This is a genomic window from Marinobacter mobilis (genome assembly GCF_900106945.1).
Lineage (GTDB): Bacteria > Pseudomonadota > Gammaproteobacteria > Pseudomonadales > Oleiphilaceae > Marinobacter > Marinobacter mobilis.
Genome location: NZ_FNNE01000005.1, coordinates 66,641 through 89,733, shown reverse-complemented (window position 1 = coordinate 89,733; position 23,093 = coordinate 66,641). Strand labels below are relative to the sequence as shown.

23 protein-coding genes are annotated in these 23,093 nt (G+C 59.4%); 8 read left to right on the top strand and 15 right to left on the bottom strand.

Features of this window, described 5'->3' with window-relative positions; genetic code table 11:
* Positions 1-15: 15 nt before the first annotated feature.
* Both BLV11_RS09050 and glnK read right to left on the bottom strand, forming a co-directional pair.
* Positions 16-1,284, bottom strand: a complete 1,269-nt coding sequence (locus BLV11_RS09050) for an ammonium transporter (protein ID WP_091812756.1) — start codon at positions 1,282-1,284, stop codon at positions 16-18.
* 75 nt (positions 1,285-1,359) lie between these two features.
* Positions 1,360-1,698 (bottom strand): P-II family nitrogen regulator, encoded by a 339-nt coding sequence (glnK, locus tag BLV11_RS09045; RefSeq protein ID WP_004578958.1) that lies wholly within the window; start codon positions 1,696-1,698, stop codon positions 1,360-1,362.
* A 391-nt stretch (positions 1,699-2,089) separates the two neighbouring features.
* On the opposite strand from glnK, the gene BLV11_RS09040 reads away from it, so the two are divergent.
* The 3 genes from BLV11_RS09040 (at position 2,090) to trmB (ending at position 4,757) form a co-directional block, all read left to right on the top strand.
* Entirely contained in the window at positions 2,090-2,347 is a 258-nt protein-coding gene (locus BLV11_RS09040) for an accessory factor UbiK family protein (RefSeq protein WP_091812754.1), read from the top strand.
* Positions 2,348-2,452: 105 nt separating this feature from the next.
* Entirely contained in the window at positions 2,453-3,976 is a 1,524-nt protein-coding gene (locus BLV11_RS09035) for a YifB family Mg chelatase-like AAA ATPase (RefSeq protein WP_091812752.1), read from the top strand.
* A gap of 64 nt (positions 3,977-4,040) precedes the next feature.
* Positions 4,041-4,757: a tRNA (guanosine(46)-N7)-methyltransferase TrmB gene (gene trmB, locus BLV11_RS09030; RefSeq protein ID WP_091813211.1), complete on the top strand. Its 717-nt coding sequence runs from the start codon at positions 4,041-4,043 to the stop codon at positions 4,755-4,757.
* 39 nt (positions 4,758-4,796) lie between these two features.
* On the opposite strand, the gene BLV11_RS09025 is transcribed toward trmB, so the two are convergent.
* From BLV11_RS09025 to BLV11_RS08980, 10 genes are all read right to left on the bottom strand, one after another.
* The gene (locus BLV11_RS09025; RefSeq protein ID WP_175528318.1) at positions 4,797-5,327 is read right to left on the bottom strand and encodes a hypothetical protein; all 531 of its coding nucleotides are present in this window, start codon (positions 5,325-5,327) and stop codon (positions 4,797-4,799) included.
* Positions 5,324-6,481: a radical SAM family heme chaperone HemW gene (hemW, locus tag BLV11_RS09020; protein ID WP_245725969.1), complete on the bottom strand. Its 1,158-nt coding sequence runs from the start codon at positions 6,479-6,481 to the stop codon at positions 5,324-5,326. Before hemW ends, BLV11_RS09025 begins: the two co-directional genes overlap by 4 nt.
* The gene (gene rdgB, locus BLV11_RS09015) at positions 6,478-7,095 is read right to left on the bottom strand and encodes an RdgB/HAM1 family non-canonical purine NTP pyrophosphatase (RefSeq protein ID WP_091812746.1); all 618 of its coding nucleotides are present in this window, start codon (positions 7,093-7,095) and stop codon (positions 6,478-6,480) included. Before rdgB ends, hemW begins: the two co-directional genes overlap by 4 nt.
* Positions 7,096-7,105: 10 nt before the next feature.
* Positions 7,106-7,561, bottom strand: a complete 456-nt coding sequence (locus BLV11_RS09010; protein ID WP_091812743.1) for a DUF4426 domain-containing protein — start codon at positions 7,559-7,561, stop codon at positions 7,106-7,108.
* Between the two features lie 2 nt (positions 7,562-7,563).
* The gene (metW, locus tag BLV11_RS09005) at positions 7,564-8,166 is read right to left on the bottom strand and encodes a methionine biosynthesis protein MetW (RefSeq protein WP_091812741.1); all 603 of its coding nucleotides are present in this window, start codon (positions 8,164-8,166) and stop codon (positions 7,564-7,566) included.
* On the bottom strand, positions 8,163-9,311 hold the full coding sequence (metX, locus tag BLV11_RS09000) for a homoserine O-succinyltransferase MetX (RefSeq protein WP_091812739.1): 1,149 nt from the start codon (positions 9,309-9,311) through the stop codon (positions 8,163-8,165). Before metX ends, metW begins: the two co-directional genes overlap by 4 nt.
* 168 nt (positions 9,312-9,479) lie before the next feature.
* A complete protein-coding gene (locus BLV11_RS08995; protein WP_091812737.1) occupies positions 9,480-11,444 on the bottom strand; it encodes a dynamin family protein in 1,965 nt (654 codons plus the stop codon).
* A gap of 225 nt (positions 11,445-11,669) precedes the next feature.
* Positions 11,670-12,254 carry a YggT family protein gene (locus BLV11_RS08990; RefSeq protein ID WP_091812734.1) on the bottom strand — a complete coding sequence of 195 codons (585 nt, stop codon included), beginning with the start codon at positions 12,252-12,254 and terminating at the stop codon, positions 11,670-11,672.
* Positions 12,255-12,332: 78 nt separating this feature from the next.
* Positions 12,333-13,166: a pyrroline-5-carboxylate reductase gene (gene proC, locus BLV11_RS08985; RefSeq protein ID WP_091812732.1), complete on the bottom strand. Its 834-nt coding sequence runs from the start codon at positions 13,164-13,166 to the stop codon at positions 12,333-12,335.
* Between the two features lie 55 nt (positions 13,167-13,221).
* Positions 13,222-13,926, bottom strand: a complete 705-nt coding sequence (locus tag BLV11_RS08980; protein WP_091812730.1) for a YggS family pyridoxal phosphate-dependent enzyme — start codon at positions 13,924-13,926, stop codon at positions 13,222-13,224.
* A 178-nt stretch (positions 13,927-14,104) separates the two neighbouring features.
* Here BLV11_RS08980 and BLV11_RS08975 point away from each other — a divergent pair, with 178 nt between their 5' ends.
* From BLV11_RS08975 to BLV11_RS08965, 3 genes are all read left to right on the top strand, one after another.
* Positions 14,105-15,139: a type IV pilus twitching motility protein PilT gene (locus BLV11_RS08975; RefSeq protein WP_091812728.1), complete on the top strand. Its 1,035-nt coding sequence runs from the start codon at positions 14,105-14,107 to the stop codon at positions 15,137-15,139.
* A 62-nt stretch (positions 15,140-15,201) separates the two neighbouring features.
* Positions 15,202-16,323 (top strand): PilT/PilU family type 4a pilus ATPase, encoded by a 1,122-nt coding sequence (locus tag BLV11_RS08970; protein WP_091812725.1) that lies wholly within the window; start codon positions 15,202-15,204, stop codon positions 16,321-16,323.
* Positions 16,324-16,438: 115 nt separating this feature from the next.
* Positions 16,439-17,836 carry an OmpP1/FadL family transporter gene (locus tag BLV11_RS08965; RefSeq protein ID WP_091812723.1) on the top strand — a complete coding sequence of 466 codons (1,398 nt, stop codon included), beginning with the start codon at positions 16,439-16,441 and terminating at the stop codon, positions 17,834-17,836.
* Positions 17,837-17,857: 21 nt separating this feature from the next.
* Here the strand turns inward: BLV11_RS08965 and BLV11_RS08960 are convergent, their stop codons facing one another.
* Together BLV11_RS08960 and polA are read right to left on the bottom strand one after the other, a co-directional pair.
* Entirely contained in the window at positions 17,858-18,250 is a 393-nt protein-coding gene (locus BLV11_RS08960) for a hypothetical protein (RefSeq protein ID WP_091812721.1), read from the bottom strand.
* 232 nt (positions 18,251-18,482) lie between these two features.
* Positions 18,483-21,209: a DNA polymerase I gene (polA, locus tag BLV11_RS08955; RefSeq protein WP_091812719.1), complete on the bottom strand. Its 2,727-nt coding sequence runs from the start codon at positions 21,207-21,209 to the stop codon at positions 18,483-18,485.
* A gap of 174 nt (positions 21,210-21,383) precedes the next feature.
* Here polA and BLV11_RS08950 point away from each other — a divergent pair, with 174 nt between their 5' ends.
* Positions 21,384-21,725: a DUF2782 domain-containing protein gene (locus BLV11_RS08950; protein ID WP_091812717.1), complete on the top strand. Its 342-nt coding sequence runs from the start codon at positions 21,384-21,386 to the stop codon at positions 21,723-21,725.
* Between the two features lie 10 nt (positions 21,726-21,735).
* Here BLV11_RS08950 and BLV11_RS08945 read toward each other — a convergent pair whose 3' ends face one another.
* The gene (locus tag BLV11_RS08945) at positions 21,736-22,293 is read right to left on the bottom strand and encodes a fibronectin type III domain-containing protein (RefSeq protein ID WP_091812715.1); all 558 of its coding nucleotides are present in this window, start codon (positions 22,291-22,293) and stop codon (positions 21,736-21,738) included.
* A gap of 309 nt (positions 22,294-22,602) precedes the next feature.
* Between BLV11_RS08945 and BLV11_RS08940 the strand changes: the two genes are divergently transcribed.
* Positions 22,603-23,028 carry a hypothetical protein gene (locus BLV11_RS08940; protein ID WP_091812708.1) on the top strand — a complete coding sequence of 142 codons (426 nt, stop codon included), beginning with the start codon at positions 22,603-22,605 and terminating at the stop codon, positions 23,026-23,028.
* Positions 23,029-23,093: the final 65 nt, after the last annotated feature.

Here is a 23,093-nt window from a genome sequence, read left to right as displayed (position 1 = left end):
TTGTCGGGGTTTGTCTTACTTGCTGCTGACAAACTCCGGGTAGGCTTCCATACCGCACTCGGACAGATCCACGCCTTCGTACTCGTCTTCCTCGCTGACGCGCAGGCCGATGATAGCCTTGATGACGCCCCAGGTTACCAGGCTGGCACCGAAGACCCAGACGAAGATGGTGAGGGCGCCGATGAGCTGGCCGCTGAGGCTGACGTCACCGTTTGTAGCCGGTACCAGCAACAGACCCAGCAGACCACACACACCGTGGACGGAGATGGCACCGACGGGGTCGTCGATCCGCAGCTTGTCCATGGTCACGATGCTCAGGACAACCAGGATACCGCCCAGACCGCCGAACAGGGTTGCCGTCAGTGCGCTCGGCGTTGAAGGCTCAGCGGTGATGACCACCAGGCCAGCCAGGGCACCGTTCAACAGCATGGTCAGGTCAGCCTTGCCGAACAGGATGCGACCGGTGATCAGCGCGGCGATCGCGCCACCAGCTGCTGCGGCGTTGGTGTTCAGGAAGACCATGGCCACAGAGTGTGCACTGGCGATGTCGCCCAGTTTCAGCACAGAACCACCGTTGAAGCCGAACCAGCCCATCCACAGGATGAAGGTACCGAGGGTGGCCAGCGGCAGGTTGGCACCTGGAATGGCGCGAATCTCGCCGTTCGGGCCGTACTTGCCTTTACGGGCGCCCAGCAGCAGTACACCAGCCAGGGCAGCCGCAGCACCCGCCATGTGAACGATACCGGAGCCAGCGAAGTCGCTAAAGCCGAGGTCGCTCAGAGTGTACATGCCAAAGACAGACGCGCCGCCCCAGGTCCATGCACCTTCCATCGGGTAGATCAGGCCGGTCATGACCACTGCGAACAGCAGGAAGGCCCAGAGTTTCATGCGCTCAGCCACGGCACCGGAGACGATGGACATGGCCGTTGCGACGAAGACAACCTGGAAGAAGAAGTCGGAAGCGCCAGAGTAGATGGAGCCGCCTTCAAAACCGTCTTCGCGACCGCTGAAGTCACCGAGTACGCCAGCAACATCAACTTCGCCCATGCCGGACAGGAAGAGATTGCCGCCGTACATGATCGCGTAGCCGCAAATCAGGTACATGGTGCAGGCGATGGCGAACAGAGCCACGTTTTTGGTCAGGATTTCAGTGGTGTTCTTGGCGCGTACCAAGCCAGCTTCCAGCATGGCGAAGCCAGCGGCCATCCACATGACTAATGCACCACAGACAAGGAAATAAAAGGTATCTATAGCGTACTGCAGGTGAAAGATATTGCTTTCCATATGAAGCCCTCCGCACGAGGCTTTTCAGGTATTTAAGTTTTTTTGCGTTGGCTGGTAATTAGTCCGGGGAGCGGTTTATACCGCCTCTTCTCCGGTCTCGCCGGTCCGGATTCGAATCGCCTGTTCGAGTTCGGTCACGAAGATCTTGCCGTCACCGATCTTGCCGGTATTGGCTGCCTTGGTGATGGACTCGATCACCTGGTCCAGCAGGTTGTCGCCGATGGCTACTTCAACCTTCACTTTGGGCAGGAAATCGACCACATACTCCGCGCCGCGATACAGCTCGGTATGCCCTTTCTGCCGACCGAAGCCTTTGACTTCAGTGACAGTAACGCCTTGAACGCCAATCTCGGATAGTGCCTCACGGACATCATCCAGCTTGAAAGGCTTGATGATTGCAGTCACAAGTTTCATGGGTTTCTCCTTGGTAAAGCCGCTTCAACAACTGGACCCTGATTGGTCGGTGTTGAACTCGGGATGCTGCCACCTCGCACACCAATTGTGCGGATTGCGTACAAGGCTATTAGCATCGTGTGTGCCAACGCAAAAAAAACATTTTGAAACAATGGCTTGGGAAAGCGCTGTTCCAAAATGGGACGTTCGGGCGCTCCATTATAGCGCACGGTTTTGGATCGTGAACTATCGTGGTGCAGTTTCGGGGTTGCCAGCCAGCGCCATTGCTTCCCCCACCGGTGTCCGGCCAACAGTATGGCAGGGTCGCCATTGTGTTACACTCCCCCCAACTTAATATTGCCACTCCCGGACGCAGCACCAGCGGCGTCCCGGCACGACAATGAGGTGACATGTGAAAGGCCCACAGGATTTTCTTGCCCAGATTCAAGGCCAGCTTGGCCAGTTCGTACCCGATATGGCCCGGGCGGCGCGCGATGATTTTGAAGGACATGCCCGTGCGACGGTCATGTCGGTTCTGTCAAAGCTGGAACTGGTAACGCGGGAAGAGTTCGACGCCCAGCAAGCCGTACTGTTGCGTACCCGGGAGAAGGTGGAGGCACTGGAAGTCCGGGTTGCCGAACTGGAAAAGCTGCTTGCCAGCAAGGGCTGATAGCCCAGCGCTTTTTCTCTGATGTAAACCTGCCCACGGATAGGGCGGGTCAGCGGCTGGAAACGGGTTCCGGCCAGTTCGATTCAGAATCCAAGGAAGGAAGCCATGCTTGCCACCGTCCACACCCGCGCCCGCCTGGGCGTATCTGCACCACTGGTGACCGTTGAGGTTCACCTCTCCAACGGCCTGCCGTCGCTCTCCATCGTTGGTCTTCCTGAAACCGGCGTTAAGGAAAGCAAGGATCGGGTTCGCAGTGCACTGATCAATGCCGGTTTCGAGTTTCCCGCCAAGCGCATTACCATCAACCTGGCGCCTGCCGACCTGCCGAAGGAAGGTGGTCGCTTTGATCTGCCCATTGCACTGGGTATCCTCGCCGCGTCCGGCCAATTGCCGGCGGATGCCCTGACGGGTGTCGAATGTCTTGGGGAATTGGCTCTGGACGGTACCCTGCGGCCGGTGAAAGGGATTCTTCCGGCCGTGATTGCCGCGCGCCAGCATGATCGTCAGGTCCTGATTCCGGAAGAGAACCGTGAGGAAGCTTCGCTGGCGGCTGGGGACAAACTGTTCGCAGTGGCGCACCTGCTGACTGCCTGTGAACATCTGGCCGGCACCGCCCGCCTGCCACCGGTTTCACCGATGCCGATGGAACGGGGGCCGCAGGATGGTCCGGACCTGGCCGATGTGCGTGGCCAGCATGTGCCACGGAGGGCGCTTGAGATCGCCGCTGCCGGTGGCCACAACCTGCTGATGTTTGGCCCGCCGGGCACCGGAAAAAGCATGCTGGCGAGTCGTCTGCCGGGTTTGTTGCCACCTCTGGACGATGAAGCTGCCCTGGCGGTGGCCAGTGTCCACTCCATTGCTGGTCTGCCCGTACGTGCCGGAGGCTGGCGTCAGCCGCCCTATCGGGCGCCTCACCACACTGCGTCTGCGGCCGCTCTGGTGGGTGGAGGGAGCAGCCCTCGGCCGGGGGAGATCTCGCTGGCTCATGAGGGCGTGCTGTTCCTCGATGAATTGCCGGAGTTCAGTCGCAGGGTACTTGAGGTGTTGCGCGAGCCGATGGAGTCCGGGGAGATTGTGATCTCCCGTGCGACCCGGCAAGTTGCTTTTCCGGCCCGGTTCCAGGTGGTAGCCGCGATGAACCCGTGTCCCTGTGGTTACCGTGGTCACCCGGCCATCGAATGCCAGTGTACGCCGCAGCAGGTGGTGCGGTATCAGACGCGGATCTCCGGGCCACTGCTGGATCGCTTCGATCTACACGTCGAAGTGCCGGTGCAGCAGGGCGAGGTATTCATGGGCCGGGGGCACGAGGGCGAATCCAGCGCGGCCGTCCGGGAGCGGGTGGAGCGGGCCCGCCAGCGCCAGCGGGATCGTGGTGGCGTTAATGCCCAACTGGCCGGGCGGGCGCTGGACGCTGCCTGTGCGCTGGATGCCGCCAGTGAACGGTTGGTCACCCAGGCGATTGAGCGGCTGGGGCTGTCGGCTCGGGCCCTGCACCGGATTTTGCGGGTTGCCCGGACGATCGCGGATCTGGCCGGTGACGAGGTGCTGAGCCAGCGCCACCTGGTAGAGGCGCTGGGTTATCGCAAGCTGGACCGGCAGGCCGCTACTCGAACGGCAGCATCCGCCTGAGTGCTGATCTCTGGTAAACTGCGCGGCCATATCCCATGAACAGCCAGTGCTTGAGGACTACGACATGACAGACCGGCAAGACCCGTCGGATCAATCCCCAGTAACCACCCGCCGGGGTATCCGCAGTTTTGTGTTACGGCAGGGGCGTATGACGGTGGGTCAGAAGAACGCTTACGAACGCAGTTGGCCAAAATTCGGTCTGACCCGTGAGCAGGGGCTGATTGATCCGAAAGTGGCGTTTGGCCGTGAGGCGCCGCTGAATCTGGAAATCGGTTTTGGCATGGGCAAGTCGCTGGTCGAGATGGCGGAGGCTGCGCCGGAGCAGGATTTCATCGGGGTTGAGGTGCATCTGCCCGGTGTTGGGGCGTTGCTGAAAGAGGTGGAAGAGCGCGGCCTGGAAAACATCCGGGTGTACTGCATTGACGCCAATGATGTCATTGATCTTTGCCTGCCGGAAGGCTGCCTCGACCGGGTCATGGTGTTCTTTCCGGATCCCTGGCACAAGAAGCGCCATCACAAGCGGCGCCTGGTGCAGCCGGAGTTCATTCAGCGTATCCGCAGCAAGCTGAAGGTGGGCGGCATCTGCCATCTCGCCACCGACTGGGAGAATTACGCAGAGCACATGATGGAAGTGATGATTGCGGCGGAAGGGTTCAGAAATACCCAGCCCGGAACCGAGTTCGCTCCCCGGCCGGAACATCGCCCCATCACCAAGTTTGAGCAGCGTGGAGAGCGCCTGGGCCATGGCGTCTGGGATCTGCTGTTCGAACGGGTTGACTGAGCAGGGCTAGCCCAATCCGGGCCTTAAGGCCCGGGTGCCTCAGGAATGCAGCGGGTGCCGGCGTTCAGCGCGGATGATCACCAGCCCGGCGGCACCGAGGATCAGGCAGGTAAACTTGATCAGCGCGCAGACCGAGGCAGTGACACTGATGGCATCGGTCGGTGCCGACAGGTTGTTCAGCAACAAGGCATTTTCCGTGATGTCGCTGACGCCGGCACCGATGAAGGCTGCTCGTATCCAGTGTCCGATCTTGCGTTCCCTCACGCCGGGCCGGTCTTCCAACAGGTAGTTGGTAAGCAGGATCAGGGTGACCACAAACGCGCCGATAAACAGGAAGTCCAGCCACAACGAGGCCTGAGCCCAAAGCAGACCGCTTTCGCCCCAGCTCGCCAGAATCGCCAGCGTACGCTCGGCATCCGCTGCCAGTTGCAGGCTGACAATGCCTTTGGGTGCGAGAGTGGTGGTCAGCGCCTGATTGATGGCAACCAGCAGAACAAACAGTGCCAGCGTTGCCAGTGCGCCCAGCTTTAGCCGGCGCGGCGGTGGTGGCAAGGTAGGTTCATGTTTCACAAGAATCTCTCCAGAAGGCTGTTCAGGTAACGCTGGCCCTGCTCTGTGGTTTGCAGACGGTCGGCGGTGAGTAGCCCTTCAGCACGGATTTGGTCCAGTAATACCGCAATCGTTGCTATCGGTAAACCTGTACGCTTCATAAACAGGTCTTCCTCCACGCCTTGACGCAGACGCAGGACGTTCATCATGAATTCCAGCGGTAATTCTTCGCGCTCAATGATCTCGCTGCCCGCAGTGCGGCTGCCAATGCGCCCCAGGTAGGCTTCCGGTTGTCGTGTTTTCCAGTAGCGGTGGATGCTGCCATCGGCCAGGGTGAGCTTGCCGTGAGCACCGGCGCCCAGCGCCAGGTAATCCCCAAAAGTCCAGTAGTTCAGGTTATGACGGGAAGCTCGCCCCGGCCGACTCCAGGCAGACACTTCGTAATCACTGAAGCCTGCCTGGTGAAGATGGTCGGCGCCGGCCAGGTAGATCTGCCAGAGCCGGTCTTCGTCGGGTAATGCCGGTGGGCGGCTGTAGAATTCGGTGTTGGGCTCCAGGGTGAGCTGGTACCAGGACAGGTGCGGCGGCTGCCAGGACAACGCGGCCTCGAGGTCGGCAATGGCTTCTGCCTCGGTCTGGCCGGGCAGGCCATGCATGAGGTCGAGGTTGAAGTTGTCAAAACCGGCCTGTCGGGCGGCTTCAATGGCTCGGTGAGCGGAACGATCGTCGTGAATGCGGCCCAGGGCTTTCAGATGGTCGGGGTTGAAGCTCTGGATGCCGATGGACAGGCGGTTGATGCCGGCCTGGCGGAAACCCTCAAAACGGGCTTGATCCACGGTGCCCGGGTTTGCTTCCAGGGTGATTTCGGCATCGGGGCTGAATTCGAGGTGTTCTGACAGGGCCGCGAACAGGCGATGGTAGAACTCCGGGGACATCAGCGAGGGTGTGCCGCCACCAATAAAGACGGTCTGGATGGTGCGCTTTCCGATCTGCGCCAGATCGGCCTGCAGGTCGTCGTGAATGGCTGCCAGGTACTGGGATTCCGGTGGCATGCCATCTTTCAGGGCATGGGAGTTGAAGTCGCAGTAAGGGCACTTGCGAACACACCAGGGCACATGCAGGTAGAGGCTCAGCGGCACGCTGGCCGGCGACAACGTCGTGGTGGTTGTGTTCACGAGGTTGCGCGGGTGTCGCCGAGTTGGGCCAGCAGCACCTTAAGAGCCTGGCCCCGATGGCTGATGCGGCCTTTCTCGGCGCGGGAAAGTTCTGCTGCACTGCACTGATGGTCGGCCACCCAGAAAACCGGGTCGTAGCCAAAGCCGCCGTCACCCCGTCGCTGTCGCAGAATCTGGCCGGGCCAGCGGCCATGGCAGATAACCGGGGTCGGGTCCTCGGCATGGCGCAGGTACACCAGTACGCAATGGAACTGTGCGCTGCGGGCTTCATCCGGGGTATCAGCCAGGGCAGTCAGCAGGGCATCAATGTTGTCGCTGTCGGTGGCGTCAGGTCCCGCAAAACGGGCTGAGCGCACGCCAGGCATGCCGCCGAGGGCATCCACGGCGAGCCCTGAATCATCGGCCAGCGCAGGCAAACCGGTTACCCGGGCGGCGTGGCGGGCCTTGATAATGGCGTTTTCGACAAAGGTGATGGCCGGTTCCTCGACTTCATCGACCCCGAGCTCCCGCTGCGCCCTGGGTTTCAGATTCAGGGGCGCCAGAAGCTCGGTCAGCTCGGCGATTTTGCCGGCGTTGTTGCTGGCAATGACCAGGGGCTGAGAGGTGTCGGTCATGGGCATCGGCTCAGTCATCGTTGTACAGGGTGTGGGCAAAGCGGATCGGCAGATCCGATGGGTGGCCCGTAGGGCGGGCGGTGATCTTAAAGGTCAGCATCTCGCCCGAGCGGTACTGGAATTCGGAGATAAAGTAGACCGCATCCCCCTCCTGAATACGCCGGAACGCCAGGAAACGGCTCTGCTGGATATCGTTGAGAACCTGCCCTTCAACCTGGCCGCTGACGGTCTCGAGTCCGCCGAGTTCATTCTCCCGCATGATACTGATGTTAAGAATGCCAATGGCACGACTGCGATTGAGATTGTTCTGGGCTGCGACTTCCGGCGTCAGGAAGGTGCTGGCGAAAACGCTGTAATGAACTTCGTATTCGCCAAAGTCCACCGATTCGGCCAGGCTTTGGCTGCCGATCAGGCACAGCCAGCACACGGTCAGTAGTTTGAGAGTACGGCTAAGGGTGATGTTCATGATCAATCCTCCTGCCGGGTGATGCGGTAAATCGCGATCTGCCCCAGCATGTTGGGCCATAGGCGGCTCAGCCAGCGATCCCGGTGCTGGCCATCCACCACCGTTCGGTTCTTGATACGGAAGTTCTTGCGGTGGCACAGGGCCTCGAAGTCCTTGAAGGTACAGAGGTGGATGTTCGGGGTGTTGTACCACTTGTGCGGCAGGGTTTCGGATTCCGGCATTCTGCCGCGGCGCATCAGATACCATCGTAGTCGCCAATAGGCAAAATTGGGAAATGTCACGATGCCTTCGCGGCCAAGCCGGAGCATTTCATCGAGAACCTTGTCCGGGCGCCTTACTGCTTGCAGGGCCTGGGTCATCAGCACCACGTCAAAGCTCTGGTCGTCAAAGTTCTGCAGACCCTGGGTATCCAGGTTCTGTTCAATCACCGTCACGCCACGATCCATGCAGGTTGTGATGTGGTCGGGATTGATCTCCAGACCATAACCGCTGGCTTGTTTCTCCCGCTGAAGGTGGTCGAGCAGGGTGCCGTCACCGCAGCCGAGGTCGAGGACATGGCTGCCGGGTTTGATCCACTGTTCAATGATTTCCAGGTCCGGCCTCATGCGCCAACCTCCCTTGCTACCCGGCCCATATAGGCACCGAAAATGTCGGTATAGCGCGGCGTCGGAATCAGGAATGCGTCGTGGCCCCAGGGCGCGTCGATTTCGGCATAGCTGACCTTGCGGCGGGCGGCAATCATGGCGTTGACCAGCTCCTCGGAGCGAGCCGGTGAGAAGCGCCAGTCGGTGCTGAAGGATAATACCAGGAATTCACAGCTGGCCTGGGTCAGGGCTGCCGCCAGGTTATTGTCGAACTCGTAGGCCGGATCAAAATAGTCCAGTGCACGGGTCATCAGCAGATAGGTATTGGCATCAAAACTCTCGGAAAACCGCTCGCCCTGGTAACGCAGGTAGCTTTCAACCTGAAACTCGGCGTCATAGCCAAACTTGTAGGCCTGATCCCGCAGTTCACGGCCAAATTTCTCGCCCATTGAGGCATCCGAGAGGTAGGTGATGTGGCCGACCATGCGTGCCAGCATCAAGCCCTGCCGGGGGAGGGTGTCGAAATCGTGATAGCGGCCGTCATGGAATTCCGGGTCGCTGGTAATGGCTTTGCGGGCGACCTCGTTGAAAGCAATGTTCTGGGCCGTCAGGCGCGGGGTGGATGCAATGATCAGGGCGTGACGCAACCGGTTCGGGTAAGACAGACTCCACTGCAGAGCCTGCATGCCGCCGAGGGAACCGCCAACCACCGCGGCCCAGCACTCGATGCCGAGGCGGTCCGCAAGGATGGCCTGGCTGTGGACCCAGTCCTGTACCGTAATGACCGGAAAATCGGGACCGTAGGTTTTGCCGGTTTTCGGGTTGGTGGCATTGGGGCCGGTGCTGCCGTTACAGCCGCCCAGGTTGTTGAGACTGACCACGAAGAAGCGCCGGGTATCGATAGGCTTGCCGGGGCCGATGCAGCTGTCCCACCAGCCAGGTTTACGGTCATCCATGCTGTGATAGCCTGCGGCATGGTGATGTCCGCTCAGGGCGTGACAGATCAGTACCGCATTGCTGGCATCGGCATTGAGAGTGCCGTAGGTTTCGATCACCAGATCGTAGCTGTCGAGGGTTTGCCCGCAGGCCAGGGTGAGTGGTGAATCGAAATGCAGTGTCTGCGGGGTCACTATCCCGACAGAATCCGGTGGCAGGGAATCGGGCATCGGCGCGATAGGCTTCCTGGTTCAGTCCGTAAAACTCTAGGAGTGCGTCAGACGACCCCTAGCAGAAGGTGTCTGGAAACCGTGCCCGCCAGGATGAACCAGAGGGCGGTAACCAGCCATGCAGTTTAAAGGCCGACCTGCATGGCTGCAACCGCAAGGTGTCCCAGGTCAGGCAATGCCTGAGATGTTCACCACTTTTTGCTGGATCAGGGTCGGTGCTGGTTTGCGGATCTGCTTCTGCATATTCTCAGCCAGCTCCAGCTGCTTGCGCAGGTCAGCGATACTGGCCTCCAGGCGAGCGCGCTCGGCTTTGCTGTCGCGATCGGTGCGCACCATGTCCTTGAGCCGGCGTATCTGGTGCTCCAGCAGCTGCTTTTGTTCCATGGAGTACTGCATGATCGGCAGCAGGGCCTCACCCGGCCAGCGCAGGACGTCCTTACGTACTCGCTCGTGCAGGGTGCGGGCTTCGGCGACCATGACATTGAAGAAGCGGCGAATCAGCTGGCTCTGCTCCGTCAGCAGGTTCTTCGGGTTGAGCCGGAAGCGATTGGCTTTCTTGCGCAGCTCGCGGATGGCGATGACATGGCGGCCCGCGCGCAGAGGAATGGGTTCCAGGTGGCGGGCGCGGGTATCCTCGTTATAGCGACGATAGATGGCGGCGACCATCTTCTCGGCGAGCTGGCCTTCACTGAGAAGGTTGCTGAGGTCAATCTCCAATAGTTCGAAGAAGTGATCCATACCCCGGCTCATGCCGGCGGTGGTCCAGCTTTTGGTCAGCTGCTCGCGGGTTGTCTGAACATGCTGTTCAAAACGGGCTTCGCTGACCAGTTGGTTGAGGGTGTCGCCCTGGGACTGCATCAGTCGGCGGCTGGAGCGCAGGGTGATCAGCTTCTTGTAGTAGAAATCGTAATCCTGCTGGGCCCTGTCGGCGAGACGGCGCAGGGCATCCTTGTCGATATGGGTGTCTGAGCAGGCCGACAGCTCTTCTTCCAGTACGCCCAGGCGGTGCTGCATGGCCGCCTGACTGTTCTGCAGCATGCCCAGAAGGTCATTGATCAGACTCTGGGTGATGAGCTGTTCCTTGTGAATCAGGATACGGTCGATGATCAGCTGTTCGAGGTTGGGCAGGTTGCTGCGTTCATACAGCGAACGGTCGTTGCGTACCTGAGCCACCAATCCCTGCTTGGCGGACACCGGGATAACATCGCTCTGGCGAATGTTCAGATGGTCAGCCGTGTATTGCTGAATACGGGCAATTGACTCCTGGGTCTGGTCCTCGCTCTGCAGATCGTCCCAGAGCACGTCAATCTTGTTGAGAACCGCAAACCGACCGGCACGGTGATCGGCGTGCTCGGTATCAATATGTTCGTTCCAGATCGCCATGTCACTGGCGGTCACGCCGGAGTCAGCGCTGAGCAAAAAGATCACCGCATGGGCATTGGGCAGCATGCTGATGGTCAGTTCCGGCTCGGAGCCAAGGGCGTTCAGACCCGGGGTGTCGAGAATACGCAGGCCGCGTTCGAACATCGGGTGACGGATGCTGATCTGGGCGTTACGCCAGGCCGGTACCAGCACCTGGCCGGGGTTATTCCGGTCTGGTTCCAGCATCTGTTCCTCGAAGCCAAGCTTGCGGGCCTCACCAGGGCTGACACTCTTTACCTTGGCAACTTCGGCCAGCACTTCCCGCATGACATCCGGATTGCTGTCGTCAAGTTCGTGACGGACCCAGTGCTGGGGTTGCTTGCGAAGCTGGTGCAGGGAAATGTCGCCGCTGCGGGTCTCGATCGGCAACAGCATCAGGTAATTCTGGTTTTCGGCCCGGTCGAAAAACAGTTCGGTCGGGCACATGGTGGTGCGGCCGGCTTGGGAAGGCAGCATGCGCTGACCGTAGTCAGAGAAGAACAGCGCGTTAATCAGCTCGGTCTTACCGCGGGAATACTCGCCGACAAAGGCAATGGTGAGCTCATCTTCGATCAGCAGTTCGAGGCCGTGACGAATGCGGTTGCTGATGTCGTCGGAAAACAGGTCGTTGTCCTGAAGCCACAGGCGGTAACGGCTGATCTGGCGGATCAGTTCCTTTTTCCAGGAATGGTAGGCTTCTACCTGCTGAGACAAGCTGCCGAGATTGCTCATTTCACGGACCTTCGCAGATTAACTGAGGATGACAGAAATATTACTTGCATTGTCTGCACATTGCTCCCCATTACCCGGGACACTTTTGCCGGGCGTTGGGGAGTTTGGCGATTTCCTGTCTGTATTTATAGTCGATGTGGTTTATTAATCAACAGCTTGCTATTCGTCTGTGGCAATGTGTTGTCGTGTATGGGTTTGTAACCGCCTGTATCTCTGTGAACTGGTTTACAGGCCAACGCCAATGGCACTGAGGCCGGCGGCCATGGCCATACGCTGTACCACTTCGGTCAGTACGCTGAGAATCAGGAACACCACGATCGGTGACAGGTCGAGCCCGCCCAGAGGCGGCATCACATTGCGTACCGGGCGCATCACCGGTTCGGTGATTTGTGCCACCAGCTGAATGGCGGGGTGGTGGCTCTGGGGCGCAATCCAGCTGACCACCACAATGGCGACCACTGACCAGAAGTAGATCTTGATGATCAGACCGACCACGGTCAGTGCCGACCAGGTCAGCAGGGTGATGGGGTTGAAGGCTGGCAGGCCGTTATTGAGCGTGAGCAGGATCAGCACGTAAGTCAGTGCCTGGATCAGTACTGCCAGCACCAGCGCGGCGCCGTCGATGCCACCCCAGCCGGGGATCAGCCGCCGTAGCGGGCGCAGCAGGGGGTTGGTCGCTTTGACCACAAACTGGGAAATCGGATTGTAGAAATCCGCACGTGCCAGCTGCAGCAGAAATCGCAGCAGGACCACGGTCAGGTAAAAAGTTGAGGCGACTTGCAATACGGTGATCAGGATGTGCGCCAGCATGCAGCAATGTCTCCGTTCAAAATAGCGTTACCCGGGATATGGGGTCGCAGGGGTTGGCAGGCAACCCCTGAGGTGATTTCAGTCCTTGCCTGCCAGTTCCCTGGCCATTTCTTCCGAGCGTTGGTAAGCCGCCTGAACGGCTTGTTCAACCAGCTCCCGCAGGCCGCCGCTTTCAAAGCTGTTAATGGCTTGTTCGGTGGTGCCACCCGGAGACATAACGTTACGTTTGAGCTGAGCGGGGTCGTGCTCACTGCGGGCCGCCATTTCGGCGGCGCCAGCCATGGTCTGGATGGCCAGTGCACGGGCGGTTTCTGCGTTCATGCCGGCTTTGGTGGCGGCGCCCTCGAGCGCTTCCAGCATCAGGAAGAAATAGGCCGGGCCACTGCCGGAAAGCGCGGTGACCGTGTGCAGGCTGGACTCCTGCTCAACCCACAGCGCTGAGCCGATACCGCTGAAGATCTGCGTCACGGTCGCTTTCTGGGTGTCATTGACCTGATCGTTGGCGAACAGGCCGGCAGCACCTTTGCCCACCAGGGACGGGGTGTTGGGCATGACCCTGATCAGCGGTAGGCCACCACCAAGCCATTCGTCGAGGGTCGCGCACTCCAGACCGGCGGCGATGGATACCATGAGCGGGCGGGTGTTCTGGACGACCGGTGCGATGTCGCGGCATACCGCCGCCATGATCTGCGGCTTGACCGCAAGGATGATCACGTCGCCCTGCTGGGCGCAATAACGGTTGTCGGTAGTCACGCTGACACCGAACTGGTTGCGCAGCGCCTGCAGGTGCCCATCATCCGGAGCGCTCGCCCAGATGCGTCCGGCATCAACACCTGATGCCAGCATGCCGCCAATGATCGCGCTGGCCATATTGCCGGCGCCGATGAAAGAGATGGTTGGTGAGGTGCTCAAGGTCTACTCCGGTAAGGTTCGAATCTGTTGCCGATGATAGCAGGATATCGGGAGCTCAGCCCGCACTGGCACGGGCGCCGAACAAAGCCGTACCCACACGCACCCAGGTAGCGCCTTCGGCAATGGCGCTCTCGAGGTCTCCTGACATGCCCATGGACAGGGTGTCGAGGGCCTGTTCCGGGGGCAGCTGCTCGTTGATGGTGGCCAGCAGCTGAGCCAGTTGACGGAAGCTTTGGCGGAGCTCCGTGTCCCCCTGCCGCGGGTCGGGAATGGCCATCAGTCCACGCAGGCGGAGATTGGGCAGTCCCGCGATCGCGCTGGCCAGGGCGACGGCTTCCTCCGGGTGGCAGCCGGATTTGCTGGCCTCGCGGTCGATATTGACCTGCAGGCAGATATTCAGCGGTGCCAGCGCCGGGTCACGCTGCTCATTCAGGCGACGGGCGACCTTGAGGCGGTCGACACTGTGGACCCACGAAAACTGATTGGCGATGGGGCGGGTCTTGTTGGACTGTATGGGACCGATGAAGTGCCACTCCAGGTCTGTCAGGTCGGACAGGGCTTCAATCTTGTCGAGGGCTTCTTGCAGGTAGTTCTCGCCGAAGGCCCGCTGGCCGGAGCTGGCGGCAGTGCGAATGTCGCTTGCCGGGCGGGTTTTGCTGACCGCCAGCAACCGCACGGTACCGGGTTTGCGGCCGGCATCGATTGTTGCTTTTTGTATGCGTCGGGTTACGCTCTCAATGTTGTCTGCTATGCTGCTCATAGTGTCAAAAACGCAAAGCGTGTCAATCTGTTGGCCCTTGGGCTGCACGGATGTGCAGGATGTGGCGAACACGTTACCCGCAGCACCGGAAAATGCCAAGCAGCAGGCATGGCCGGATTGTGGGCAGAGGGACATGCATATGGCACCAGGATAAAAGAAAAGCCTCCCGAGGACTCCAATGGATATAACAGAACTGCTTGCCTTCTCGGCAAAACAGGGTGCGTCTGATTTGCACCTGTCTGCCGGCCTCCCTCCCATGATCCGTGTTGACGGCGATGTCCGCAGAATCAATCTGCCCCCCATGGAGCATAAAGAAGTCCACGGGCTGATTTATGACATCATGAACGACAAGCAGCGCAAGGATTTCGAGGAGTTCCTGGAAACCGACTTCTCGTTCGAAGTGCCTGGCGTGGCTCGTTTCCGGGTTAACGCGTTTAACCAGAACCGGGGCGCAGGTGCGGTGTTCCGAACGATCCCTTCCAAGGTGCTGACCATGGAAGATCTGGGCATGGGACAAGTGTTCAAGGATGTGTCCTCAGTGCCGCGGGGGCTGGTTCTGGTGACTGGGCCGACCGGTTCCGGTAAGTCGACCACGCTGGCGGCGATGCTCGATTACATCAACGAAACGCGTTATGAGCACATCCTCACCATTGAAGACCCCATCGAATTCGTACACGACTCCAAAAAATGTCTGGTCAACCAGCGGGAAGTCCATCGGGATACCCTGGGCTTTAACGAAGCGCTGCGTTCAGCGCTGCGGGAAGATCCCGATATCATCCTGGTGGGCGAGCTGCGGGACCTGGAAACCATCCGGCTGGCGCTGACTGCGGCTGAAACCGGTCACCTGGTGTTCGGTACCCTGCACACCACCTCAGCGGCCAAGACCATTGACCGTGTGGTTGATGTATTCCCGGCGGAAGAAAAGTCCATGGTCCGCTCCATGCTGTCGGAGTCGTTGCAGGCCGTGGTTTCCCAGACACTGATGAAGAAAGTCGGTGGTGGCCGGATCGCGGCCCATGAAATCATGATCGGCACCCCGGCAATCCGTAACCTGATTCGCGAGGATAAGGTTGCGCAGATGTACTCGGCCATTCAGACCGGCGGCTCGCTGGGTATGCAGACGCTGGATCAATGTCTTGAACGGCTGCTTCAGAAAGGGTTGATTAACCGGGAAGCGGCCCGTGCCAAGGCCAAGATGCCGGACAATTTCTAAACTATGTGAGTACAGGCCCTGCTGGCAGCAGCTGGCAGGGACGGTCATAGCAGGTAAGCGTAATGGAATTTGAAAAGTTACTTCGATTGATGGTGGAAAAAGGTGGCTCCGACCTGTTCATTACCGCAGGGGTTCCACCCAGCATGAAGGTCAATGGCAAGGTGCTGCCGGTGACCAAGAATGCGCTGACACCGGAGCAGACCCGTGAACTGGTCTATGGGTCGATGAACGACAAGCAGCGGACCGAGTTCGAGGCGACCCATGAGTGTAACTTTGCCATCAGTGCCCGTGGTATCGGCCGTTTCCGGGTCAGCGCATTTTTCCAGCGCAACCTGTGCGGCATGGTGCTGCGGCGGATTGAGGTGAAAATTCCGCAGATCGATGAGCTGTGCCTGCCGGAGATCATCAAGGATCTCGCGATGACCAAACGGGGGCTGATCATTTTTGTGGGCGCCACCGGAACCGGCAAGTCCACCTCGCTGGCGGCGATGCTTGGTCATCGTAACCGCAACAGCCGTGGCCATATCATTTCCATTGAGGATCCGATCGAATTCGTACACCAGCATCAGGGCTGCATCGTTACCCAGCGTGAGGTGGGCATCGATACCGAGAGTTTTGAGGTGGCGCTGAAAAATACCCTGCGCCAGGCCCCCGACGTTATTCTGATCGGTGAGATCCGGACCAAGCAGACCATGGAGTATGCGGTGCAGTTTGCCGAAACGGGTCACCTGTGTCTGGCAACCCTGCACGCCAACAACGCCAACCAGGCGCTGGACCGGATTATCCAGTTCTTTAATCCGGATCAGCATGCCCAGACCTGGATGGACCTGTCTCTCAACCTCAAGGCCGTTGTTGCCCAGCAGCTGATCCCGACCCCTGATGGCAAGGGCCGGCGTGCAGCCATTGAAGTACTGATCAACTCGCCGCTGGCCTCAGACATGATCCGTAAGGGTGAGGTTCACAAGCTTAAGGAGCTGATGGCCAAGTCCACCGAAGGCGGCATGCAGACCTTCGATCAGGCGCTGTACCGGCTCTATTCCGACGGCCTGATCACCTATGAAGATGCCTTGGCTCATGCGGATTCCGCCAATGACCTGCGTCTGATGATCAAGCTGGGCAGTGATGCCCATACGCCGGATCAGCTGTCGTCTACGGTCGACAAACTGTCCATTCAGGATGACTGAGCGGCGAGTTAGACGTTAGTCGTAGTTGAGTCGCACTCCGAATCAGTAGTTTTGGCATTTGAGGCCATTGGCCTTGCCTGCGTATACTCCGCGCCGTTCCAAAACGGGGGGAGTTATGCAGAAGTTCGTACGTTGCCTGATTACAGGTGTTCTGGTGTCGTCGCCGGCCTCGCTGCTGGCCGGTGGCTTCTCACTGAACGAACAGAGTGCCAGCGCCATGGGCGTTGCCAATGCCGGTTCCGCGGCCAATCCGGAAAATGCCACCACGGTCTTCTTTAATCCGGCCGGCATGAGCCAGCTATCCGGTACCAATCTGTCGTTTGGTGCCGCGATGCTGAACATCAAGGCCGAGCTGGATGGGCCCACCGGGGCTGCCACCGACTCGATTGGCCAGCCTGTTGCCGGTGGTAACGGTGGTGATTTTGTCCCCCTTGCTGTCCTGCCGAATATTTACCTCACCCACGAAGTCAACGACTGGCTGGATGTTGGCTTCGGTGTCCACGCACCGTATGGCCTGAAAGCCGATTACGACAATGACTTCATTGGTCGCTACTTTGCAGACAAGACCGAACTCACCGCCATCGCCTTGAGTCCGTCCATTGCGCTTAATGATGGCAACGGATTTTCCCTGGGTTTTGGAGTTAACCTCATGTATGCCGAAGGGCGACTGAGCAAGTTCCAGGATTACAGTGAGAGCGAGGCACGGCTCCGGAAGGTGGGTTACAGCGGCCCTGCGCTGGAAGAAGGGTATGTGGATATCCAGGGGGACGACCTGGCGGCTACCTTTGCCTTCGGCATGTTGTGGGAAGTGAATGAGCGCACGCAGCTGGGGTTCAGTGCCCAAAGTGGAACGGAACTGGAACTGGATGGTGACGCTACGCTGACCAACATGCCCCAGGCCTCACTCGGGGCGGGCGGTCTGACGGTCACTATTGCCGATGTGTCTGAGCAGGTTGTGGTGCCCCTGGAAATCCCCGAAAGCGTCAGTTTTGGTGTCCGTCATCGTGTCACCGATACGGTTACCCTGCTTGGTGGTGCAACCTGGGCGAAATGGAGTCGCTTTGTTGCGCTGGATATCATCAGCCGTGAGCAGAATGGGGCGATCTCGGCAGCGGGCAGTGCCAAATACGGGGCTGATGGTTATGTGGGTCACGTGTCCGAGAACTGGGATGACACCTGGCAGTTCAATGTCGGGGGCATCTGGCAGGTTTCACCGGCCTGGGCTCTGAAAGCGGGATATGCTTACGACCAGTCACCGGTGCCGGATGATTTCCGAACGGCCCGGATTCCTTCGGACGATCGTCAGTGGCTAAGCCTCGGCACCCAGTTTGCTGATGCCCAAAGTGGCTGGGCCGTGGATGTGGCTGCCGGAGTGCTGCTGTTCGACAAGTCCAAGGTGGACGAAGTTGAGCGTACCGTTGATGACGAGCCGGTGGCGAACCTGGCCCATTTCAGTGGCAGTTATGATCTGGATGCCTGGAATGTTGCCGTTCAGGTCAGCAAGGCCTTCTGAGTGGGCGGTGTCGTGGTCAGGTCAGCCAACGACCTGGCCGCGGTAGATGATCTTTTTCTTCGTGGTTGCAGCGGCCTCGTGGCGATGATCGGTTTCATCTGTGCTTGAGCGCGGGGCGTCCACGATGACCTGCCCACGGTATACCCGTCTATTGGTGTGCCCCTCCTGCGCCGTTCCCCTGGCCGCTTCCGGCTCGTCGTAGCCCGGAATCTGTTCCTTCAGTGAGTTCCAGACACGCGTCAGCTGGTTCGACCGGCTTTTCCCGGCGTAGTCCGCCAACTGTTGCTGTAGCTGATCGTCGGTCAGGTGGAGCTTGATGCCGAATTCGGTATGAATGAGGCGGCGGCACTGGTGAACCAGTTTGAGCAGGGCGGGATCAAACAGCCAATTTCGTTCAGGGGCAGTGGAGATCATTCTCGCAATCCTTCAGGGCGGATGTCACAACAGGCAGGGCTGGGCCCGGGTGGGTCAGTTGCCGACGTCTGAAATAAAGCGAATATCGTGCCGCAAGTGTGATTGGCGTCAAATATAGCGAAAAGCGGCGAAATGCCGTCAGTTCGGCGGGCGGGGTTAGCGCGAACAGCGCCCCAAAACGGTGACTGCTCGCGATTTTTGCACCATTATCAGTCAGATAGAAGGTTTGGGGTTAGTGGGCCTCATCCCAGTTGTTGCCCACGCCGGCTTCCACCAGCAGCGGCACGGAAAGTTCGGCTGCTGCCGACATCCGGCTGACCAGACCCTCGCGAATGGTATCCACCGCTGAACTCCTGACTTCAAGAATCAGTTCATCGTGGACCTGCATGATCATCCGGGCATCGTCCGGGTGATCCTCGGTGAGCCAGCGCTCCACCGACAGCATGGCCTTCTTGATGATGTCGGCCGCGGTACCCTGCATTGGTGCGTTGATGGCGGTACGCTCTGCGGCCTGTTGCATCTGTTTGTTGCGGGCGTTGATCTCCGGCAGATACAGGCGACGGCCAAACAGGGTTTCGACAAAACCGTCTTCATGGGCCTGCTTGCGGATGGCGTCCATATACCTCAGTACGCCGGGGTACCGGTCGAAGTAGCGGTCGATGTATTGCTGGGCAACCTTGCGCTCCACATCCAGCTGCCGGGCCAGTCCGAACGCAGACATGCCGTAGATCAGCCCGAAGTTGATCGCCTTGGCACTGCGACGCTGATCCGCGCTGACTTCGTCCACGCCAACACCAAACACTTCCGCTGCCGTTGCCTTGTGGATGTCTTCGCCGTGGGCAAAGGCGTTGAGCAGGCCTTCATCCTCTGACAGGTGTGCCATGATCCTCAGCTCGATCTGGGAATAGTCGGCGGCCATCAGCTTGTAGCCATCCGGAGCCACAAAGGCCTGGCGGATGCGGCGCCCCTGGGGCGTGCGGATTGGAATATTCTGCAGGTTGGGCTCGCTGGAAGACAGTCGTCCGGTGGCCGCCACTGCCTGATGGTACGAGGTGTGAATGCGCCCGCTGCGCGGGTTGATCATACCCGGCAGGCTGTCGGTGTAGGTCGACTTGAGCTTGCTCAGGCTGCGATGCTCAAGGATCAGCCGTGGCAGCTCATGTTCATGGGCGAGTTCCTGAAGCACCGGTTCAGCGGTGGAAGGAGCACCCTTTGGGGTCTTCTTGATGACCGGGAGCCCCATCTTGTCGTAGAAAATGCTCTGGAGCTGTTTCGGTGAACCGAGGTTGAACTGCTCTCCGGCTTCCTCGTAGGCCAACGTTTCCAGTTCGGCCATCCGTTCCGCCAGTTCCTGGCTCTGGGTTCTCAGCAGTGCCGCGTCCACCAGAGCTCCACGTTGCTCCATGCGGGACAGGACCGGAACCAGTGGCAGGTCGATGGTTTCATAGACTTCCTGCAGGCGACCGGTGTCGGCCAGCTGCGGGCGCAGGGCCTGGTGCAGGCGCAGAGTGATGTCGGCATCTTCGGCAGCGTAGGGGGCTGCCTGTTCCAGTTCGATCTGGTTGAATGTCAGTTGTTTGGCGCCCTTGCCGGCAATATCCTCGAAATGGATCGTGCTGATGCCCAGGTATTTGAGGGCCAGGGAGTCCATGTCATGGCGGGTGCCGACGGAATTGAGCACGTAAGACTCCAGCATGGTGTCCTCGGCAATCCCGTTAAGCGTTATGCCGTGGTTAGCCAAAACGTTCTTGTCGTACTTCAGGTTCTGGCCGACCTTGGCCCGTGCCGGATCTTCCAGCAGGGGCTTGAGAAGGGCCAGGGTCTCGTCCCGGTCGAGCTGTTCCGGTGCGCCCATATAGTCGTGACCGAGGGGGACATACGCGGCTTCGCCAGGCGTGATTGCAAAGGATACGCCCACCACCTGGGCCTGGCTGTAGTTGAGGCTGGTGGTCTCGGTATCGAAGGCAAACAGTGGGGCTTCTCGCAGACGCTGGAGCCAGCTGTCCAGCTGATCCTGGCTGGTGATGGTGTGGTAGTCGCGGCCGGGATCCTCCGGCTCGGGGTGTGTCTCATCCGCGGCGCTGCCACTGGCATCGGCACTGGAGGCGAGATCTGCAACCCAGCTCTTGAACTCGTATTCCCGGAACAGTGATAGCAGTTGCTGGTCGTCCTGGGGGGAATGGGCCAGCTGCTCCAGGTCGATCTCGAGTTCAACGTCGGTCTTGATGGTTGCCAGTTCGTGGCTCAGCGGAAGTTGGGGCAGCGCCGCGCGGAGATTTTCACCGATCTTGCCCTTGATCTCGTCGGCCCTGACGGTGAGTTCATCCAGTGTGCCATAGGCCTGCAGCCATTTGACCGCAGTTTTGGGGCCGCATTTGGTAACGCCTGGTATGTTGTCGACGGAGTCTCCTACCAGTGTCAGGTAGTCGATGATCTGTTCCGGCGCCACGCCGAACTTGTCGATCACGCCGCCCCGGTCCATGCGGGTCTCGGTCATGGTATTGATCAGGGTGACATGGTCGCTGACCAGTTGTGCCATATCCTTGTCGCCGGTGCTGATCACGACATCAATGCCTTTGGCGGTCGCTTCATGGGCCAGGGTGCCGATGACATCGTCAGCTTCCACCTCAGGAATAATCAGTAGGGGCAGGCCCATGGCGCGGATAATCTCGTGGATGGGGGCAATCTGGACCCGCAGGTCATCGGGCATGGGTGGGCGATTGGCTTTGTACTCCGGATACAGGTCGTGACGGAAGGTCTTGCCTTTGGCATCAAAGACCACGACCACTCGCGAACCTGGAAAATCCTGCTCTAGTCGCCGGATCATGCTGATCACTCCCTTGATGGCTCCGGTAGGATGGCCCTTGCTGGTGATCAGGGGAGGCAGGGCATGAAAGGCCCGGAACAGGTAGGAGGAACCATCGACTAGTACGACCGGTGGGGTCTGCTGCTGACTCATATCAAGACAAATCCGGAATCTGATTGAAGCGTGAATGACCTTGTGTAACCCTAAGTCTGATGTTGCCGTTGCCTTCTGGTCCGGCGCAGGGTAATCCAGGCGCAAGGCTGTCTCTTCGCAAGAGCCTAGGGTAAGAAAACAAAGCTTAAAGGCCTAAAGGGTAAAAAGAGTACCATGAAAACTATGCGATTCCCCTGCCTCAGCGCCATGACTCTGGCACTTTTTTCACTCACTGCGCTGGCGCAGGAAGCGGACCTGCCGACAGGCGTGGAAGCCCCGGAGGAACCGGTGGTGGTTCCCGAATATCAGCCGGATCTGGCCGAGCCCCAAGTGGTTATTCGTGGGGGCGAAGACGAGGTGATCTACGAGTACCGGGTCAATGGCGAAATCGTGGAAATCAAGGTGGTGCCGGCCATAGGGCCCGCCTATTATCTGGTGCCGGCCGACAGCGGCGGGTGGCAGCGTACCCGCGAGTCGCGGACGCGGGTCCCGAGCTGGGTCATCTTCCGCTGGTAGTCCGCACTTTTCAGATAAGGTCAACGGCTACGGAGCCGGAGGGGGCGCTCTCCCGCCCCTGGCTGTCCACCACACTGACTGAAAATTCATAAGCCCCTGGATCGAACCGGTCCAGGCTCAGCCGCGTGTTCTCGGCACCTTCTACCATTATCGACTGAAACGCTTCCCTGTGCCTTAGCCGGAACCGCACCCGGTAGCCGCTGATTTCGCTTAAGGCGAGGGACTCGCCATTCTCGCGGGTGAGCGGGGCACTCCAGGACAGGGTCGGGCGTGATTCGGGGTGGGGCGATGGGGTGCTGTCGCTGATTTCTCCGTTTCCGCCGCTCCCGCTTGCCGGTGTGGTGTCGGCCGGTTGGCTTTCGTCCCCGAAGGCCTGACGGAATGAGCTGATGGCGGAGCTTTCCCGCTGGGCCGCTACCAGAGGTGCGCTTTGTGTGGTGGAGCTGTAGCTGTCTGTGCTGCCCTGCTTGCAGCCGGAAAGTAATGCCAGGGCGGTTGCCAGGACCAGCAATGACAGGTTGGCAGATAACCGCCGGGCGGCCAGCCTGGGATGTCGCATATCGGGCATTAGCTGCTCTCAATAGGCCCATGCCGGGCCGAAAGGTCTGTTTGAGGCGGGGCCTGAATAATGCGGGGAGTCGGGCCAGCGAACCAAGGCGATCGATTATGCGAATCAGGGTGGGATCATCAAGTGAACAATCGGTAAATTGCGGGCCAGTGCACGCCCCTCCATTGGATGGGGTTTAGTATGAACATTCTAATTTTAAGGAATAACCTGCTCTCCAGATGAAAAAAACGGTGGGCGACCGCCGCAACTGTTAACCCTGTTTTCCAGACTTACGCTGAATTCAGGTCTCACCAAGTAAGGAGAGTATCGATGGGCAAGCTCAAGACCTACCAGGAACAACTGCAGGACATCGTCACCAAGGGCATCAACGCCGCTGAAGAGCAGCAGAAGAAGCTGGCTTCCAAGCCGTTCGAGTACGCTGAGAAGCTGGAAACTGAAGTACGCGAATACAGCGTCAAGACTCTGCGTGAGCGGTACGACGGTTACAGCGAATCCCTGTTCGAGCAGCTGCGTGGTCTGAATGACCGTTTCGGCAGCTTTGCTGCTGACCTGGTTGCACGCATTGAGAAGGAAGCCGCTGAAAGCGCCGACGCCGTAGCTGAAGCCGCTGAAAGCGTTGCTGAAGAAGTTGCTGAAGCCGCCGAAGAAGTGAAGGAAGCTGTTGCAGCCAAGAAGCCTGCAGCCAAGAAGCCGGCTGCCAAGAAGACTGCAGCTGAAGCGTCTACCACTGCCTGATTGCAGCTGGTTCTGACCACAAAAAAACCGCCTGCGGGCGGTTTTTTTGGTTGTGGCGGATTCAC

Bases quoted from the DNA above. Each gene is read 5' to 3' on its own strand.
- BLV11_RS08965 (WP_091812723.1), top strand. From the start codon at position 16,439: ATGCAGAAGTTCGTACGTTGCCTGATTACAGGTGTTCTGGTGTCGTCG.
- BLV11_RS09035 (WP_091812752.1), top strand. From the start codon at position 2,453: ATGCTTGCCACCGTCCACACCCGCGCCCGCCTGGGCGTATCTGCACCA.
- BLV11_RS08940 (WP_091812708.1), top strand. From the start codon at position 22,603: ATGGGCAAGCTCAAGACCTACCAGGAACAACTGCAGGACATCGTCACC.
- rdgB (WP_091812746.1), bottom strand. From the start codon at position 7,095: ATGACCGACACCTCTCAGCCCCTGGTCATTGCCAGCAACAACGCCGGC.
- BLV11_RS08990 (WP_091812734.1), bottom strand. From the start codon at position 12,254: ATGCTGGCGCACATCCTGATCACCGTATTGCAAGTCGCCTCAACTTTT.
- metX (WP_091812739.1), bottom strand. From the start codon at position 9,311: ATGCCCGATTCCCTGCCACCGGATTCTGTCGGGATAGTGACCCCGCAG.
- BLV11_RS08945 (WP_091812715.1), bottom strand. From the start codon at position 22,293: ATGCCCGATATGCGACATCCCAGGCTGGCCGCCCGGCGGTTATCTGCC.
- polA (WP_091812719.1), bottom strand. From the start codon at position 21,209: ATGAGTCAGCAGCAGACCCCACCGGTCGTACTAGTCGATGGTTCCTCC.
- BLV11_RS08960 (WP_091812721.1), bottom strand. From the start codon at position 18,250: ATGATCTCCACTGCCCCTGAACGAAATTGGCTGTTTGATCCCGCCCTG.
- glnK (WP_004578958.1), bottom strand. From the start codon at position 1,698: ATGAAACTTGTGACTGCAATCATCAAGCCTTTCAAGCTGGATGATGTC.
- BLV11_RS09010 (WP_091812743.1), bottom strand. From the start codon at position 7,561: ATGAACATCACCCTTAGCCGTACTCTCAAACTACTGACCGTGTGCTGG.
- BLV11_RS08975 (WP_091812728.1), top strand. From the start codon at position 14,105: ATGGATATAACAGAACTGCTTGCCTTCTCGGCAAAACAGGGTGCGTCT.
- trmB (WP_091813211.1), top strand. From the start codon at position 4,041: ATGACAGACCGGCAAGACCCGTCGGATCAATCCCCAGTAACCACCCGC.
- BLV11_RS09050 (WP_091812756.1), bottom strand. From the start codon at position 1,284: ATGGAAAGCAATATCTTTCACCTGCAGTACGCTATAGATACCTTTTAT.
- BLV11_RS08995 (WP_091812737.1), bottom strand. From the start codon at position 11,444: ATGAGCAATCTCGGCAGCTTGTCTCAGCAGGTAGAAGCCTACCATTCC.
- BLV11_RS08970 (WP_091812725.1), top strand. From the start codon at position 15,202: ATGGAATTTGAAAAGTTACTTCGATTGATGGTGGAAAAAGGTGGCTCC.
- BLV11_RS08980 (WP_091812730.1), bottom strand. From the start codon at position 13,926: ATGAGCAGCATAGCAGACAACATTGAGAGCGTAACCCGACGCATACAA.
- metW (WP_091812741.1), bottom strand. From the start codon at position 8,166: ATGAGGCCGGACCTGGAAATCATTGAACAGTGGATCAAACCCGGCAGC.
- BLV11_RS08950 (WP_091812717.1), top strand. From the start codon at position 21,384: ATGAAAACTATGCGATTCCCCTGCCTCAGCGCCATGACTCTGGCACTT.